Origin of the sequence: Yoonia maritima (genome assembly GCF_002933395.1) — a bacterium.
Taxonomy (GTDB): domain Bacteria; phylum Pseudomonadota; class Alphaproteobacteria; order Rhodobacterales; family Rhodobacteraceae; genus Yoonia; species Yoonia maritima_A.
In genome coordinates, this window is the sequence record NZ_PKFN01000013.1 from 157,189 (window position 1) to 172,842 (window position 15,654).

Here is a 15,654-nt window from a genome sequence, read left to right on the forward strand (position 1 = left end):
TTGAACCAGCCAACAATAATAAATGCGCAGGGGCTAAACCTGACGTTTGAAACGAACGACGGCCCGGTGCACGCGCTGAAGGGTGTGAATTTAGAGATCAAGAAGGGTGATTTCGTCAGCTTTATCGGGCCTTCTGGATGCGGCAAGACGACGTTTTTGCGCTGTATGGCAGGGTTAGAGACGCCAACTTCGGGTGCGATCACTGTTAACGGAATGACGCCAGACGAGGCCCGTCGCGCGCGTGCCTATGGTTACGTATTTCAGGCCGCAGGGTTGTATCCTTGGCGTACGATTGGTGGGAATATCAAGCTCCCGCTTGAGATCATGGGTTTTTCTAAGTCTGAACAGGCAGAGCGTGTTGCGCGTGTTTTGGAGCTGGTCGATTTAACCGGGTTTGAAAAGAAATTCCCGTGGCAGCTATCGGGCGGTATGCAACAGCGCGCGTCAATCGCGCGGGCGCTAGCGTTTGATGCTGATATTTTGTTGATGGATGAACCCTTTGGTGCACTTGATGAAATCGTCCGCGATCACTTGAACGAGCAGCTATTGCAGTTGTGGGCGCGGACTGAAAAGACAATTGGCTTTGTAACCCATTCGATCCCCGAAGCGGTTTATCTGTCGACCAAGATCGTTGTTATGTCACCGCGCCCCGGTCGCATTACGGATGTCATCGAAAGCCCACTGCCCAAAGAACGCCCATTGGGCATTCGCGATAGTGCGGAATTCATCGAGATTGCTCATCGCGTGCGCGATGGATTGAGGGCGGGGCATGATGATGTGTAGGCGCCTCCGGCGGGAGTACTTTGCCCAAAGCGAGGGGATGATGCGATGAAGTCTATCATTCCCGTTTTGACCATTGTTGTTGCGATTCTGCTGATTTGGGTGCTGGCGGTTATTCCGATGAATATGCATCTGACTGCGGATCAGGCGCAGCGTGATGGGCTGGCTGTGTCCCCCGAAACACCGGCAGAGCGCCAAGAGTACAATGGTTTGGGGCTGTCGCTTCGCAATCCGTCATTGTTGGGGCTGACCTTTGTTCAAGAACGCCCACGGCTTCCGTCACCACATCAGGTTGCGGCTGAGATGTGGGATACGATTGTGATGAAGAAGATCACCTCGAAGAGGTCGCTTGTTTATCATGGGTGGGTGACGCTTTCCGCCACTTTGCTTGGTTTTGCGATTGGTACTGGTTTGGGCATTCTGCTGGCGGTTGGGATTGTTTACAACCGTGCGATGGACATGAGCGTGATGCCTTGGGCCATTGCGAGCCAGACGATTCCAATCCTTGCGTTGGCCCCGATGATTATCGTTGTGTTAGGTGCGATCGGTATTCAGGGGCTTCTGCCGAAGGCGATTATTAGTGCTTACCTGAGTTTTTTCCCAGTTGTCGTGGGGATGGTAAAGGGACTGCGTAGCCCGGATGCTATGCAGCTTGATTTGCTGCGGACCTATCATGCCAGCCCCGCCCAAGGGTTTTGGAAACTACGGTTGCCAGCTTCGGTTCCTTATCTGTTTGCGTCGTTGAAGATTGGGATATCGGCGTCACTTGTTGGGGCAATTGTTGCTGAATTGCCGACGGGTGCACGTGCTGGATTTGGCGCACGGATGTTGGTGGGTGACCAATATGGGCAACCGCTTGTGACTTGGGCGGCGTTGTTTGCTGCGGCGATCACGGCGGCGGCCTTGGTGGGGTTGTTTAGCCTATTGGAACGTCTGACCTTACGTCGGATGGGGATGGCGCACGCATGACGTGGATCGCAATCTTCGGGGCCTTGGCCATTTGGGCTGTTGGGTGGTTTATCAACGCGCGGCTGGCAAATGGGGTAAAGTCTGAAACCCGTATGGTAGGGCTGCTTGTGCCTATCATTTTCGGACTGACCCTTCTGCTAATGTGGGAATGGCTGGTTCGCATGTTGGAGGTGAATGCGGTGATTTTACCGCCGCCATCGTCTATTGGTGTAAGGTTGGTTAGCGAGCTGCCGCGCCTTTGGGCTGATTTTGAGCAGACCATCATTAAAGGCGCGATGACCGGATATTTGTTTGGCGCAGCTGCCGCGTTTGGTGTCGCAATCTTTGCTGATCGGTCAGAGTTTCTGACGCGTGGTATTCTACCGGTTGGCGGATTTATGGCGGCTTTGCCAATTGTGGGGACCGCCCCGATCTTTGTTAAATGGCTAGGTAGTGACTGGGAATCTAAGGCAGCTGTCGTTGGCGTTATGGTGTTTTTTCCGATCCTTGTGAACACCGTTGCCGGGTTGCGGGATACGACCACCATGCAGCGGGATTTGATGCGGACTTACGGTGCTGGATATTGGGCATCGCTGTTTAAATTGCGTTTGCCTGCTGCGATGCCATTCATTTTCAATGGCCTCAAGATTGCGACAACACTTGCGCTTATCGGGGCTATTGTTGCTGAATTTTTTGGCTCTCCGACGGTTGGGATGGGCTTTCGCATATCAACCAGCGTCGGGCAGCTTGCGCTTGATATGGTCTGGGCTGAAATTGTGGTGGCAGCAATCGCCGGAAGCACGCTTTACGGGCTGATGGCATGGGTCGAAGGGCGGGTCACATTTTGGCACCCTTCGCAAAGAAAATAACATTAAGCCCCGCAAAGAGGGCTCTAATCTGACTTGGAGGTCAAAATGAAGAAATTGATGATGGCGGCAGCTCTTGCCGCAGGTCTAGGCAGTGCAGCATCTGCCGACGACGAAGTAACACTGCAGTTGCAGTGGGTCACACAAGCCCAATTCGCGGGTTATTATGTGGCGCTCGACCAAGGGTTCTACGAAGAAGAAGGGCTGGATGTCACGATCTTGCCCGGCGGCCCTGACATTGCACCGCCGCAGGTGCTTGCTGGTGGTGGCGCTGATGTGATGCTGAACTGGATGCCATCCGCACTGTCGGCCCGTGAAAAAGGTCTGCCTGTTGTGAACATCGCGCAGCCGTTCAAAACATCGGGTCTGATGCTGACCTGCTGGAAAGATACCGGCATTGAAAGTGTCGAAGATTTCCGTGGTAAAACCATCGGCGTCTGGTTCTTTGGTAACGAATATCCGTTCCTGTCATGGATGTCCCAAGCAGGCATTCCAACTGACGGCGGCGAGGAGGGCGTGACCGTTCTCAAGCAGGGCTTTAACGTTGATCCACTGTTGCAGCGTCAGGCAGACTGCATTTCGACGATGACTTACAACGAATATGGTCAGGTCTTGGATGCGGGCGTTTCACCTGACGAATTGGTGACATTCCTTTACGAAGACCAAGGCGTCGCAACCTTAGAAGACGGTATGTATGTGCTGGAGGATAACCTTGAAGATCCGGCATTTGTCGACAAGATGACCCGCTTTGTGCGCGCATCTATGAAGGGTTGGAAATGGGCCGAAGAGAATGCGGAAGATGCTGCTGGTATCGTTTTGGATAACGACGAAACAGGTGCGCAAACCGAAGCTGCACAGGTTCGCATGATGGGCGAAATCGCTAAGCTGACTGCTGGTTCCAATGGCGCGCTTGATCCCGCTGATTATCAGCGGACGGTCGATACGCTGCTTGCTGGCGGTTCTGATCCTGTGATCTCTGCTGCACCCGAAGGCGCATGGACAAGCGTCATTACGGACGCTGCGCTGAATTAAACAGCATCATCTATGCTAAGAATAAGCGGCGGCGTGTCCGTCGCTTATTTCTTTTCAAAGTAGCGCTTTCAACACGGCGTTGATCTGATCAGTTGTTGGCTTTGGCCCTTGTCCGGTTACGTACATGAGCGTGATCCCGTCAACGAGCCCTGCACAGGTATCAACTGGCACATCTGCGCGTCCGTGAGAAACAAGCTGTAAAAAAAATGCGATAGGGCGGCGTGCGGCTGCTGTCAGTTTATCGCCCACCGCGCTTAGGTCTTCGCGCCGGGATGACGCGACCGTCAGCTCGATTCGGGCTAGGAATAAATTTTTGCTGTCTTCTGCATAGCGAACCATTTCATCGCCAACATATGCGATCGCTGCGGTCATGCCTTGTTTGGCGGCGATATCAGAAAACGCCACTTGAAGTTCATCACAATCCTTGCCCAGTAGATCAGCAAGATGATCGGCAGCTGCCAGCAAAAGAGCAGTCTTTTTCGGAAAGTAGTAGGTTGTTGAGCCCTGCGGCAAACCTGCGGCTTCGTCCACGGCGCGGTGCGTGACCCCATCCAGCCCCCTTGATGCAAGCAGCCCGATTACCCCCATCAGGATTGCGGTCTTGCGTTCGGCTTTTTGCGCCATTGAATTGCATCCTCTACATATGTAGCAATTTAAGAATCAGAAGTAGAATTTTTCTTATTGGATGATCTTATGACACAGACAATTACACGTATGAACCCCCCGACGATGCCGGATGCAGGCGCAATGGGGTATTCGCAGATATCAATCGTTGAACCGGGCAGGATGGCTTATGTTTCGGGGCAGGTCGCGACACGGGCAACAGGTGAACCTGTACCCGAGGGCTTGATCGAGCAAACGCAGATCGCGGTCGATAATGCAAAAGCGGCGCTCGACGCGTTGGGCGCATCCCCACAGGATATCGTGATTTTACGGTGCTTTATGACTGACCTGAACCCGGCAAGTTTGGAACAGGTATTTCCACCGATCCTCGCGCTTTTCGATGGTGCACAGCCATGCATCACAGGTGTGGGCGTTGCGGCGCTCGCTTCGCCAGAGTTCAAGGTTGAGCTAGAGCTAACGGTACGCCTACCGGATTGATCGGCTTTGATAGCACGGAATAAGGTCGTTGGCTGCAGGTGTTGCTTCGTAAACGCCACGGCAAATTGCGCGACTTAGGCAAACAGCCGCTGCAGCGCCGATTTCACGCATGGCTGTCGGATCAACACCTGAGCCGTCTCCGGTCGCTGCAGCGAACACCAAGTCCCCATCTAGCGGAGTGTGCGACGGAACGATTGCACGGGCCATTCCGTCGTGGGCAGTGACCGCCATGCGGTGGCATTGCGTCTTGGTCAGAGGCGCATCAGTTGCGACGATGGCGATTGTCGTATTTGCGTTTTCGGCACCCTGTAACGCCATCGCCTTTTCTTTGCGGCTTTCTTGTGGGGCGACCAGCCCGCTGGCAGGATCAGGGCCGATGCCGCCAAATTCGCTGTCAATTTCAAACGGGGCGGCCCAGAAATGCCGATCACCTGGGGTCGTCACACTGCCAAGTGAATTAACGACAACCAGCGCGCCCACGGTCGTACCATCGGGTAACACCATTGACGCAGAGCCAAGCCCACCTTTTTGCATCGCGGCAAGTGCGCCTGTCCCTGCACCGACGCTTCCTAAATCAAAATCGGGGACCGCGTTTTGCAGCGCGGTATGACCTAAGGCGCGATAGGGATTTTCGTCCCAATCCTTGTTACCGCCATTGATCAGATCAAACACAATTGCACCCGGTACAATTGGGATCGCCAACTTGCCAACGGCAAATCCGCGGCCCATTGCACGCAGACCATCCATCACACCAGAACACGCATCCAACCCAAATGCGGACCCGCCAGACAGCACAAGCGCGTCAATCGCACCCACGGTTTTGTCTGGTGCCAGCAGATCAGTTTCTTTCGTGCCGGGTGCCCCACCCATCACATGAACGCTCGCAACGAACGGCGCATCACCAACTAACACGGTGCTGCCTGACTTTAGTGCAGCGTCTTGGGCATTCCCGACGCGCAACCCCGCTATGTCGGTGATCAGATTCTTCGGTCCGGGTCTATATGTCATGGTTTGCATGCTGGCATGTTTAAGCCTCTTAAAACAATGAGGATGATGCAAAATTTGCAGTGATACGTTTGCGTTTGTCGTCTAAATCGGACACGAAATAATGTTTCAACGTTGGGTTAGATTGTCTGTTTCTCGAGGCTTGTCGCTGGAAACACCCCCGCTCGGCTGTTATCTGACGTGCAACTAGGCGTTAGGTTGGAGGACCAGATGAGCGCGACTGCGAAAAAACGAGCCCCTTTGCCGGATGATATCCGTGCTGCAAAAGGTGGTGCGCCACTGGTCAGCCTGACCGCATACACCACACCCATGGCACAAATGATGGACGAACACTGTGATTTCGTTCTTGTCGGTGACAGTGTGGGGATGGTCCTTCATGGTCTTCCTTCGACGCTTGGCGTGACGATGGAGATGATGATCATGCACGCTCAGGCTGTCGCGCGCGGGTTAAAAAGCGCGATGATGGTTGTGGACATGCCATTCGGGTCATACGAAGAAAGCCCACAGCAAGCATTTCGTAATGCGGCGCGATTGATGTCTGAAACAGGCGCTGGCGCGGTAAAGCTAGAAGGCGGCGTCGTGATGGCCGAAACCATCGCGTTCCTTGTATCGCGCGGTATTCCTGTCATGGCGCACATCGGCCTGACCCCGCAATCCGTGAACACTTTGGGTGGTTACAAGGTCCAAGGGCGCGGTGATGAACGTGACGCGCTGATTGCGGATGCGCGCGCTATCACAGATGCAGGCGCTTTTGCCGTGGTCCTTGAAAAAGTACCCGCAACGCTGGCGGATGAGATCACCGCAGACATTGCGATCCCGACCATCGGCATTGGCGCAGGCGCGGGTTGCGATGGCCAAATTCTGGTCGTTGACGACATGCTTGGCTTGTTCACGGCGTTCAAGGCAAAGTTCGTGAAGCGCTATGCGCATTTGGGCGACGATGGCGCAGCAGCGATCGCCAACTACGCAGAAGAAGTCCGCGCACGGACCTTCCCAGCCCAAGAACATATTTTCGCGGACGAGGCCCCCAAGAAATGATCGCACCGATTGAACGGACCCTTGCCGCGTTACGCGCCCAGACGGCTGTCTGGCGCAAAGCAGGCGAGATAATTGGCGTTGTCCCAACAATGGGCGCGCTGCATCAGGGGCATTTGTCGCTGGCCCGGGCCGCGCGCGCGGCATGTGACCGAGTGATTGTTACGATTTTTGTAAACCCCAAACAGTTCAATAACCCGGACGATCTGGAGAACTACCCGCGCACGGAAAACGACGACGCGCGCAAATTGGAATCGATTGGCGTTGACCTAATCTATGTGCCTTCAGCTGATCAAATTTACCCCGAAGGCTTTGCGACGTCTGTGACCGTTTCAGGCCTGACCGATATGCTATGCGGGGCAACCCGCCCTGGCCACTTTGATGGCGTCGCGACTGTGGTGCCGAAACTGTTCTTGCAAACCAGTGCCGACAAAGCGTTCTTTGGCGAAAAAGATTATCAACAACTACAGGTCGTGCGCCGTCTCGCCGCTGACCTGGATATCCCTATCGAAGTCGTCGGATGCCCTACAATCCGCGAAGAAGACGGGCTGGCGATGTCATCGCGCAACCTGCTGCTATCCGACCGATCCCGCATTCACGCGCCCGTTCTGGCCGAGGTGATGAACGACCTGCGCGATCAGCTTTTGGCAGGTGCCGCAATGTCAGACATCGAAGCCGACGCACGCGCACGCCTGCTGGCCGTAGGGTTCAACGACATCGACTACCTCGAACTGCGCGACGGTGGGGATTTGTCACTATTGGACAAAACGAAACCCGATGCGCGGTTATTTGCAGCAGCGTGGCTGGCGGGTGTGCGGTTGATTGATAATATTGCGGTAGGTTAGATACGCAAATACGTACGCCCACTGTGCGGGACTTTGCCGACTTTCGCTGCGTTTGCGCCAATGGTCGCTTGAAAACAGTTTTTCATAATAGTCACAAGGCAAGGATACAAAGCGTTATTGCCTGATAGTCTCCCAAATTCCACTTGCGTAGTCCACCATGATTGTTGCCTGAGAGTTCATTTCGGAGGTGACAAACTTATCAAGAAAGATCGTAGTAATTATACTCTCAGACACATTGTAGCTGATACGACAATATCGACTGAGGTGAGCATTGTGCCGTATTAAATCATCACGATGGTTGTGACATTCAACCGTGATTGGCGCGCCAATAGCATCTATGCCGATGTGTTTTGTTTCTTCTTCACTCCAGAACTGTGTATCATCATAAAAGGAAAATTCGTTTTGTTCTGCCGAAACAAATACGAGCCTATGTCTCGGCGTTCCCTTGCACCAAATGCTCAGAGACAGTTCGACTCGCGTTGAGCACCATTCTCGGAGTTTGGACAAACGCAAGCATGCGTTAATAGGCGCTGAGCTGCCCTCACAGGTTTCATGAATGGGGATTAACTCGACTTCCTCAAATAACACCTCTTCAGTAGGGTCACTTTCCAGAACTTGAAGCATTTCACCGCTCCGCCGAAAGCGAGTTCGACAGCGGCCATATTCTAAACAATTATGGATGGTTTCCAATTGTGGACTTGCTGGAAGTCTTACCACTTGGCCGCCTAAGATTCCAATAACGTTGCCTTCTTGGAATCTTGCCAAATTTTCTCGGCGTTCCAATTCGTAGCTTTGATTACTCAACCACAAAACAAGAATAGCACTGAGCGGAGCAAAAAGTGAAATTGCGCCAACTGCATACGCAAGGCTATTGACGCCTCTAACGTGTGCAATCTTCGCTGTCGTTGAAACGGCAAGGCCAACGCCGATCAAGAAGATAGGTATAAGAATGAAAGTTGGGATTGCGAAAAATATCAGCCCTCCCATTTGAATGCCATTGATAACGACAAAGAAGGCGACGATCCACAGGAAAGACCTGATAGCTATTCGAAATCCAGCTTTTCGAGCTCTTACAGCCTTAGTTTCCGATCGTGATATCCCTACAAGCCATGCCACAAGAAAGATAAGGTAGAAGGTGACATACAACTGATCGAATCCAGTCTAAACTTGGGCGCTGTGAAGCGCGAATATGGGCATAAGTATAAAACTTGTCTGGCAGCGATTCAATTGAAGCAATTATATCTGAATACTAACAAGAGCAATCATTCGAGCACAACGCAGCAATAGGTAATTTGGACTCTAAGCTGACCTTCATCGTTGAGGAACTCACCCCACCAAAATTTCCCGCAACGCCCCCGCCATTACCTTGGCGCTGACAATCATGTCATCTACGCCGATGTATTCGTCGGGTTTGTGGGCGAGTTCTAAAATTCCCGGCCCGTAGGCGATGCAGTTTTTCAGCTTCCCAATCCGGTTGATATGTTTTTGGTCGTAGGTTCCGGGCGAGGCCACGAATTTGACGGGTTTACCTAAGACCTGTTCGATCTGCGCGGCGACGGTTTTAACCACGGGCGCATCGCGGTCCGTCATGCTGGGCAGTACGCTGTTTAATTCGGTCAGGGAATAGTCGAATTTTTGACGGGTGGATTTGAGCCCTTCAAGCAGGCCAGTCACTTCGTCACGGACTTGATCTAGACTTTCCTCGACCAAGAAACGCCGATCAATCACGATTCGACAGCTATCAGGCACGCAATGCGCGGGTAGGCCGGTGAAATCGTCGGACTGTTCGGCCTGACCGCCGTGGATGGAATTGATGTTCATCGTCGATGATCGCGCGCCTTCGGGGACGACCGGCATGTCGGTGCGGCGGGTAGCCATAGCAGGGAATAGTTTGTCTTCGAATTCGCCCAGCACGGCACCCATGTGCCGTACCGCGCAATCGCCCAAAAACGGCATTGACCCGTGGGCGATTTCGCCAAAGGTCTCGATCTCGGCCCACCAGCCGCCACGATGGCCCAGACACACACGGTCTTTGTTCAAGGGTTCAGGAATGATGACGTGCTGCACGTTGGCAAAGAATCCATGCTCGGCCAGATAAGCGACGCCGCCATAACCACCGGACTCTTCGTCCGCCGTGCCGGAAATCTCAATCGCGCCGGAAAAATCGGGGTGCACTTCTAAAAAAGCTTCGGCCGCAATGATTGACGCGGCAAGACCGCCTTTCATATCACAGGCACCGCGCCCATAGATTCTGCCGTCGATTAGGTCACCACCAAATGGGTCCACGGTCCAACCTTTGCCGACTTCAACAACATCCGTGTGGCTGTTGAAATGTAGGCAATCACCTGTGCGTGTTCCTTCGCGGCGGGCGACGATATTCCAGCGGGGATATTTTTCGCAGTCACCGGGGGTGCCATGTGCCCGGACCATCTGGGTACTAAAGCCCGATTTTCGTAAACGATGATCCAAATACTCACAAATCTCGCGATAGTTTTCACCCGGCGGGTTGAGCGTCGGAATACGGATCAAGTCTTGTGTCAGTGCGATCAGGTCTTCGCGCCGATTATCAATGGCGTTCATCAATGCAGTTTGGTCAGTCATGCTATGACTATTGGGCAAAACAACTGAGGCAGCAATACCACCCGTTGTATCGTCATTTAGTATGCACGCAGTTAAGTCTGTTAACAAAACCGATGGTCACTTATACAGCGCTTTAAATCAGGTAATTTGACTGGATGCTATCGTGGCAGAATTCAATGACAAAATCGTTGTTTTGATCCCGTGCTATAACGAGGCCAAGCCTATTGGCCTTGTCGTGCAGGATTTCAAAAACGCGCTGCCGACGGCGAGTATCTATGTTTACGATAACAACTCATCTGACGATACAATTGCCGTTGCCAAGGAAGCGGGGGCTATTGTGCGTACCGAACCTCAGCAAGGTAAGGGGAACGTCGTGCGGCGTATGTTTGCGGATATTGACGCGGATATTTACGTTTTAGTCGATGGCGATAACACCTACGAGGCAGCGGCGGCCTCTGACATGATTGCTTTATTAAAACGCGATACGCTGGACATGGTCAGCGGTTGCCGCGTCACCGAAATTCAAGAGGCATACCGCCCTGGGCATCGGCTCGGGAACTGGATGTTGACAGGTTTGGTGGCAAGCATTTTTGGCCGACGTACCCAAGACATGCTTACAGGCTATCGCGTTTTTTCACGCCGGTTTGTCAAGAGTTTTCCTGCCTTGTCGCAGGGGTTTGAAATAGAGACTGAACTGACCGTGCATGCATTAGAGCTACGGATGCCAATTGCCGATCATGATACAGTCTATATTGATCGAATGCCCGGTTCAAACAGTAAGCTAAACACAATTCGTGATGGAATACGCATTTTACGAGTGATTATTTCGCTGGTGAAAGAAGAGCGACCATTCCCTTTCTTTGTCGGTATCGCGGCAACCTTAGCATTCCTATCCATCGTAATCGGCTATCCTGTTGTAACAGAGTTCATCGCGACTGGGTTAGTTTCGCGGATTCCCTCTGCGGTCTTGGCTTCTGCGATTATGATTATTGCCACCTTGTCGTTCATGACCGGACTGATCCTCGATACCGTAACGCGTGGCCGTCGCGAGATGAAGCGATTAGCTTACTTGTCGCACCACGCCCCACGGGACCAGTAGTCTTTGGTGGATGCAATGCTTGTCAGGCAGATAGTGCGCTTTGGTATGGTCGGTGGCGTGGGCTTTATTATCGACGGTGGCATGCTTTGGCTTTTGTTAGCATGTGGGTTTAACCCTTACATAGCACGCGCATTTTCATTTCCGGTGGCGATCGTTGCGACCTGGGCGCTCAATCGTATTTGGACATTTACAACTGCCGATCGGTCTAGAAAGCTTCGACAGTTCAATCGTTATTTAACGGTTCAACTCATCGGAGCGACGGCAAACTTTTCTGTCTACACGTTGGTGGTACACCGTTTTAGCGGCGCTGGGGCGACAATCTTGTTGGGGTTGTTGCTTGGGTCGTTCGTTGGGATGTTTATTAATTTTTGGGGCGCGCGAGAAATCGCGTTTCGCAATGAAAGCTAACGTCTTTGCCTCGTCAAATACGCTAGAACTTTGAAAAGGATTGAACTGTTAATGTCGCGCTACCCCTTCCTTAATATTCTTAAAAAAAATGCATTTTCGGCTGTGTTGATCTTTGCGGTATTAATCACGGTTTTCAAAGCGATTGTAGCTGGCCTCGGAATTCACGAGAACTTTGCGGGTAGGGGGACCGACAGTGTAATGCGCTTGCTTACTGTCCGCGATTGGTTGGCGGGGCAGGGATGGTATGATGTTGCTCAGTATCGTCTGATGCCACCCGAAGGCGTATCGTTGCATTGGTCACGTTATATAGATGCAGGGATGGCTTCTATTATTATTCCAGCGTCGCTGTTTCTACCTATGGCGCAAGCGGAAATGTTAGCTGTCACGGTTTGGCCTACTGCTCTTTTGATAATCAGCATATTTGTCATAGGGTTCGGCACAAGGCGCGTTTTTGGTGCATGGGCTGCTTGTTTTGCCGTGATGTGCACGGTGTGCTGGCCAGTCCTGTCGAGCACTCATGTAAGCGCGGGCGATGTGGACCATCACAACGTCCAAATGCTAATGATGACACTGATGGCCTTTGCCGTTGTTTGGCCATCTTGGCCATCTTGGCCATATGTGGCGGGTATTGTAGGCGGGTTGGCTGCAGCCGTATCACTTGCCGTAGGGTTAGAGAGCCTTGTTTTTATTGTCGGTCTTGGTGCGGTGGCGTTCGTACGCGCCGCCGTCGAAAATGCACGTCCTCAACGACAATTTCTGGTCATCTTTTGTGTGTCGCTTACGATTGGTAGCGTCGTGCTATGGTTGGGGCAAACTGGTCCAGCAATACGGATGGATCTGATGTGTGACCAGTTGGCCCCTCCAACGCTGATGTTGGTTGGTATTGCATGTATAGCATGCGTAGCTCTGGTTCTTATAGCGCAATATGAGCGCGGCATCTTTGTGCACGTAGGTACGGGCCTTTTGGTCGTACTTTTGGGGCTTTTTCTGGTGTGGCCATTTTTGTCACACTGTATGGCTGGGCCATATGCGCAAATCCCAGATGATTTACGCGATTTGATTGGTCGCCAGATCAACGAGGCCAAGCCCGCTTGGGTTTATTTTAAAGCAAACACCGCGAGCGCTCTGGTGTTTGCGTTGCCGATATTCACGGTTTTAATCGCAGGGAGCATTCTGTGGTTTGTTGAGCGAAAGCGGGGGGATCTCGGCCGTCATGCTCATGCTGCTTTGGGAACGTTAATCATTATTGGTTTGGCTGGGCTACCGATTATGTTCATCCAAATCCGCGCGGTAATTATACCAGCTTCGGTTGTCCCGATGATCGCTGGCGTGGTGATCGCAAATTTAATGCGAAATTATCTTAGAACCCGAAGCTTGTCTGACGGACTTGTTGGCCTGTTGGTTACGACGGCTGTTTTAGGGTCGACGGTGCTGGTAAAGACGGTTGAGCCTTTGCTTGAGGTTCGCAGTCAATCCAAAGAACGTCCGCGGGGAGATTGCCGCAGCTATTCATCATTAAATACGCTGAACGAAGTCGCGCCTGCGATTATCTTGAACCATGTAAATTTCGGGCCTGCATTGATTTGGGCGACACACCATAGCGTATTGTCGGCACCGTACCACCGCAGCACAGAGGCATTCATGAACGGGATTGTTCCCTTTCAGTTCGATCAAGATGCCTTCAAAAGCTACGTAATGGAAACCAAAGCAACGCATCTTCTTCTATGTCGAGGCTTTAACTATCAAAGCGAATATGTGCGCGGGCTTTCCACTGGTGAAGAGGCTGATTGGTTACGACGCGTTCCGGTGTCGCACGAAGATCAGCTGTTGTTCGAGATATTGCGCTAAGGTATGCCATCCGACGAAAGCTAAAGGATAGGTTTGATGGCGTATCTATTGGGTGTGGACACCGGGGGAACCTATACTGATGCCGTTGTTTTAGCGGAACAAACCGACGTGATCGTCGCCTCTGCAAAGGCGCTAACGACCCGACCTGACTTAGCGATCGGTGTTGGTAATGCTATTGATGCAGCCTTGGCACAGGCCAGTGTCCCGGTATGTGATATCGCTATGGTTTCGCTGTCGACGACCCTTGCAACTAACGCTTTGGTCGAAGGGCAAGGTGGCCGAATAGCCCTCATCGCCGTCGGATTCGATGACTCTGATCTGCAAAGGTCAGGCTTGGCCGATGCGCTTGGCGGGGATCCGTTAATCCGGCTTTCAGGGGGGCATGATCACGCTGGCGTCGAAGTGGCTCAGCTTAACATGCGAACACTGCAGGATGAGGTTAAGTCGTTGGATGTCGATGTGTCCGGTTTTGCTGTGGTGAGTAGTTTTGCCACCCGCAATCCAGCGCACGAACGCGCGACACGTGACTATCTTCGCAAGATGACGGGAAAGCCTGTGACGTGTTCGTACGAGCTATCACAGGCTTTGGGCGGGCCAAAACGCGCACTGACTGCTGTCTTGAATGCACGGTTAATCGGACTGATCGACCAGCTTATCACAGCGTGCAAAGGTCACCTTCATCAGCGTGGTATCACGGCAAATTTGATGGTCGTGCGCGGCGACGGTGCGCTTATTCCTGCCGATGTCGCACGCGATAAACCGATTGAAACGATCCTTAGCGGACCGGCGGCGTCCGTTGCGGGTGCAAGCTGGTTAAGCGGCGAAACAGATGCATTAGTAAGCGATATCGGTGGGACCACGACAGACGTGTGCTTGCTGCGCGATGGTCGTCCCATGATCGACCCGCAAGGCGCGCGCGTGGGCCCGTTTCGCACGATGGTCGAAGCCGTCGCAATGCGCACTACCGGCCTAGGTGGCGATAGCGAAGTCCATGTGCAGGATGGGTTAGAGGGTGTGTTGCTACTGGGGCCGCGACGGTTAATGCCTATTTCACTTGCGGCAACCCAGTTCCCCGAACTTATCCACCCCGAGCTAGATCGGGCGTTGGCCCATGACATTCCTGCGCAAGATGGCGGACAATTTGCTATCCCTTTATGGTCTAACTTTCCCAATGGTTTAGACGACCGCGAATTGATGGTTGCAACGCGGCTTTCTGATGGACCGATGCGACTTGGCAAAGCTGTACAGACACGTGTCGAAAGCCCTGCGATCACTCGTTTGATAAATCGCGGACTGGTGATGATTGCAGGTGTAACCCCATCGGATGCATCACATGTTTTGGGCAGATCAGATAGCTGGGACCGCGATGCAGCGGACAAAGCGCTGACCTTGTTTGCCCGTCGCCGGGCTGGTTCTGGTCAATGCATTGCGCCGCATTCTGAAGCTTTGGCACAGATGATCGTGGATCAGCTGACTACACAAACTGTGAATTGCTTGCTTGAGACTGCGTTTGCAGAAGATGGGATTGCAGGCGAATCCACAAACCTTGCGCGACATCCACTGACGCTGGCTGGGCTTGATCGACACCAAGGTGTGCTGCAAATGCAGTTGTCGATTGGTGTGCCGATTGTCGGGCTCGGGGCCTCTGCGCCGGCCTACTATGGGGCGGTTGGTAAACGGCTTGGCGCAAAAATGGTGTTGCCGAAACATGCTGATGTGGCCAACGCTGTTGGTGCCGTCGTTGGGCAGGTCAGAATGCAAGAAACCGGTACGTTAATAAATGACGGCGGGTTTACAGCATATCTATCGGATGGGCCGCATCGCTTTGCAGACAAAGATACCGGCCTTGCAGCATTAGAACGGGCGTTAACAGATGTGGCTAAGTCAAAGGCAGCCACCGCTGGTGTGACGGACCCGCGGATCACTGTCGCATGTGACGTGAAAGAGGCCGAAATTGAAGGCCAGAATACATTTATCGAGGCAACCATGCGGGTTACTGCAAGTGGGCGACCGCGCATTGCCCACGTCTAATGTGTCAAAACAGTTGATTTTCTCACATTCATGTCACCGTGATTGCGCCTGATGAATGCATCGGCGACAAGGTTTA

Annotated in this window: 15 protein-coding genes; 11 read left to right on the forward strand and 4 right to left on the reverse strand. The window is 52.8% G+C overall.

The window, feature by feature from the left end:
- From CYQ09_RS16785 to CYQ09_RS16800, 4 genes are read left to right on the forward strand one after another with little or no spacing between them, the layout of a single operon-like run.
- Positions 1–783: an ABC transporter ATP-binding protein gene (locus tag CYQ09_RS16785; protein ID WP_106746577.1), complete on the forward strand. Its 783-nt coding sequence runs from the start codon at positions 1–3 to the stop codon at positions 781–783.
- Between the two features lie 45 nt (positions 784–828).
- The gene (locus CYQ09_RS16790) at positions 829–1,749 is read left to right on the forward strand and encodes an ABC transporter permease (RefSeq protein WP_106746542.1); all 921 of its coding nucleotides are present in this window, start codon (positions 829–831) and stop codon (positions 1,747–1,749) included.
- Positions 1,746–2,597 (forward strand): ABC transporter permease, encoded by an 852-nt coding sequence (locus tag CYQ09_RS16795; RefSeq protein WP_106746543.1) that lies wholly within the window; start codon positions 1,746–1,748, stop codon positions 2,595–2,597. The genes CYQ09_RS16790 and CYQ09_RS16795 overlap by 4 nt, the downstream gene beginning before the upstream one ends.
- A 45-nt stretch (positions 2,598–2,642) precedes the next feature.
- Positions 2,643–3,626 (forward strand): ABC transporter substrate-binding protein, encoded by a 984-nt coding sequence (locus tag CYQ09_RS16800; RefSeq protein ID WP_106746544.1) that lies wholly within the window; start codon positions 2,643–2,645, stop codon positions 3,624–3,626.
- A gap of 54 nt (positions 3,627–3,680) precedes the next feature.
- On the opposite strand, the gene CYQ09_RS16805 is transcribed toward CYQ09_RS16800, so the two are convergent.
- Entirely contained in the window at positions 3,681–4,250 is a 570-nt protein-coding gene (locus CYQ09_RS16805; RefSeq protein WP_106746545.1) for a TetR/AcrR family transcriptional regulator, read from the reverse strand.
- A 69-nt stretch (positions 4,251–4,319) separates the two neighbouring features.
- Between CYQ09_RS16805 and CYQ09_RS16810 the strand changes: the two genes are divergently transcribed.
- Positions 4,320–4,727, forward strand: coding sequence for a RidA family protein (locus CYQ09_RS16810; protein ID WP_106746546.1), 408 nt, complete (start codon positions 4,320–4,322; stop codon positions 4,725–4,727).
- On the opposite strand, the gene CYQ09_RS16815 is transcribed toward CYQ09_RS16810, so the two are convergent.
- Complete coding sequence (locus CYQ09_RS16815; protein WP_106746578.1) at positions 4,716–5,735, reverse strand: P1 family peptidase; 1,020 nt, start codon at positions 5,733–5,735, stop codon at positions 4,716–4,718. The two genes, CYQ09_RS16810 and CYQ09_RS16815, sit on opposite strands and share 12 nt — an antisense overlap.
- Before the next feature lie 207 nt (positions 5,736–5,942).
- On the opposite strand from CYQ09_RS16815, the gene panB reads away from it, so the two are divergent.
- Complete coding sequence (gene panB, locus CYQ09_RS16820; protein WP_106746547.1) at positions 5,943–6,770, forward strand: 3-methyl-2-oxobutanoate hydroxymethyltransferase; 828 nt, start codon at positions 5,943–5,945, stop codon at positions 6,768–6,770.
- On the forward strand, positions 6,767–7,612 hold the full coding sequence (gene panC / locus CYQ09_RS16825; RefSeq protein ID WP_106746548.1) for a pantoate--beta-alanine ligase: 846 nt from the start codon (positions 6,767–6,769) through the stop codon (positions 7,610–7,612). Before panB ends, panC begins: the two co-directional genes overlap by 4 nt.
- Before the next feature lie 114 nt (positions 7,613–7,726).
- Here panC and CYQ09_RS16830 read toward each other — a convergent pair whose 3' ends face one another.
- Together CYQ09_RS16830 and CYQ09_RS16835 are read right to left on the reverse strand one after the other, a co-directional pair.
- Positions 7,727–8,758 carry a hypothetical protein gene (locus CYQ09_RS16830; protein WP_106746549.1) on the reverse strand — a complete coding sequence of 344 codons (1,032 nt, stop codon included), beginning with the start codon at positions 8,756–8,758 and terminating at the stop codon, positions 7,727–7,729.
- A 180-nt stretch (positions 8,759–8,938) separates the two neighbouring features.
- On the reverse strand, positions 8,939–10,213 hold the full coding sequence (locus tag CYQ09_RS16835; RefSeq protein ID WP_106746550.1) for an acetylornithine deacetylase/succinyl-diaminopimelate desuccinylase family protein: 1,275 nt from the start codon (positions 10,211–10,213) through the stop codon (positions 8,939–8,941).
- 142 nt (positions 10,214–10,355) lie between these two features.
- Here CYQ09_RS16835 and CYQ09_RS16840 point away from each other — a divergent pair, with 142 nt between their 5' ends.
- From CYQ09_RS16840 to CYQ09_RS16855, 4 genes are read left to right on the forward strand one after another with little or no spacing between them, the layout of a single operon-like run.
- The gene (locus CYQ09_RS16840; RefSeq protein ID WP_239495986.1) at positions 10,356–11,291 is read left to right on the forward strand and encodes a glycosyltransferase family 2 protein; all 936 of its coding nucleotides are present in this window, start codon (positions 10,356–10,358) and stop codon (positions 11,289–11,291) included.
- A gap of 15 nt (positions 11,292–11,306) precedes the next feature.
- Positions 11,307–11,699, forward strand: coding sequence for a GtrA family protein (locus CYQ09_RS16845; protein ID WP_106746552.1), 393 nt, complete (start codon positions 11,307–11,309; stop codon positions 11,697–11,699).
- A gap of 51 nt (positions 11,700–11,750) precedes the next feature.
- Positions 11,751–13,547, forward strand: coding sequence for a hypothetical protein (locus CYQ09_RS16850; protein WP_106746553.1), 1,797 nt, complete (start codon positions 11,751–11,753; stop codon positions 13,545–13,547).
- 36 nt (positions 13,548–13,583) lie between these two features.
- Positions 13,584–15,578 (forward strand): hydantoinase/oxoprolinase N-terminal domain-containing protein, encoded by a 1,995-nt coding sequence (locus CYQ09_RS16855; protein WP_106746554.1) that lies wholly within the window; start codon positions 13,584–13,586, stop codon positions 15,576–15,578.
- The last annotated feature ends 76 nt before the right edge of the window (positions 15,579–15,654 follow it).

Bases quoted from the DNA above. Each gene is read 5' to 3' on its own strand.
- CYQ09_RS16795 (WP_106746543.1), top strand. From the start codon at position 1,746: ATGACGTGGATCGCAATCTTCGGGGCCTTGGCCATTTGGGCTGTTGGG.
- CYQ09_RS16855 (WP_106746554.1), top strand. From the start codon at position 13,584: ATGGCGTATCTATTGGGTGTGGACACCGGGGGAACCTATACTGATGCC.
- CYQ09_RS16800 (WP_106746544.1), top strand. From the start codon at position 2,643: ATGAAGAAATTGATGATGGCGGCAGCTCTTGCCGCAGGTCTAGGCAGT.
- panC (WP_106746548.1), top strand. From the start codon at position 6,767: ATGATCGCACCGATTGAACGGACCCTTGCCGCGTTACGCGCCCAGACG.
- CYQ09_RS16805 (WP_106746545.1), bottom strand. From the start codon at position 4,250: ATGGCGCAAAAAGCCGAACGCAAGACCGCAATCCTGATGGGGGTAATC.
- CYQ09_RS16835 (WP_106746550.1), bottom strand. From the start codon at position 10,213: ATGACTGACCAAACTGCATTGATGAACGCCATTGATAATCGGCGCGAA.
- CYQ09_RS16810 (WP_106746546.1), top strand. From the start codon at position 4,320: ATGACACAGACAATTACACGTATGAACCCCCCGACGATGCCGGATGCA.
- CYQ09_RS16815 (WP_106746578.1), bottom strand. From the start codon at position 5,735: ATGACATATAGACCCGGACCGAAGAATCTGATCACCGACATAGCGGGG.
- CYQ09_RS16790 (WP_106746542.1), top strand. From the start codon at position 829: ATGAAGTCTATCATTCCCGTTTTGACCATTGTTGTTGCGATTCTGCTG.
- panB (WP_106746547.1), top strand. From the start codon at position 5,943: ATGAGCGCGACTGCGAAAAAACGAGCCCCTTTGCCGGATGATATCCGT.
- CYQ09_RS16850 (WP_106746553.1), top strand. From the start codon at position 11,751: ATGTCGCGCTACCCCTTCCTTAATATTCTTAAAAAAAATGCATTTTCG.
- CYQ09_RS16845 (WP_106746552.1), top strand. From the start codon at position 11,307: ATGCTTGTCAGGCAGATAGTGCGCTTTGGTATGGTCGGTGGCGTGGGC.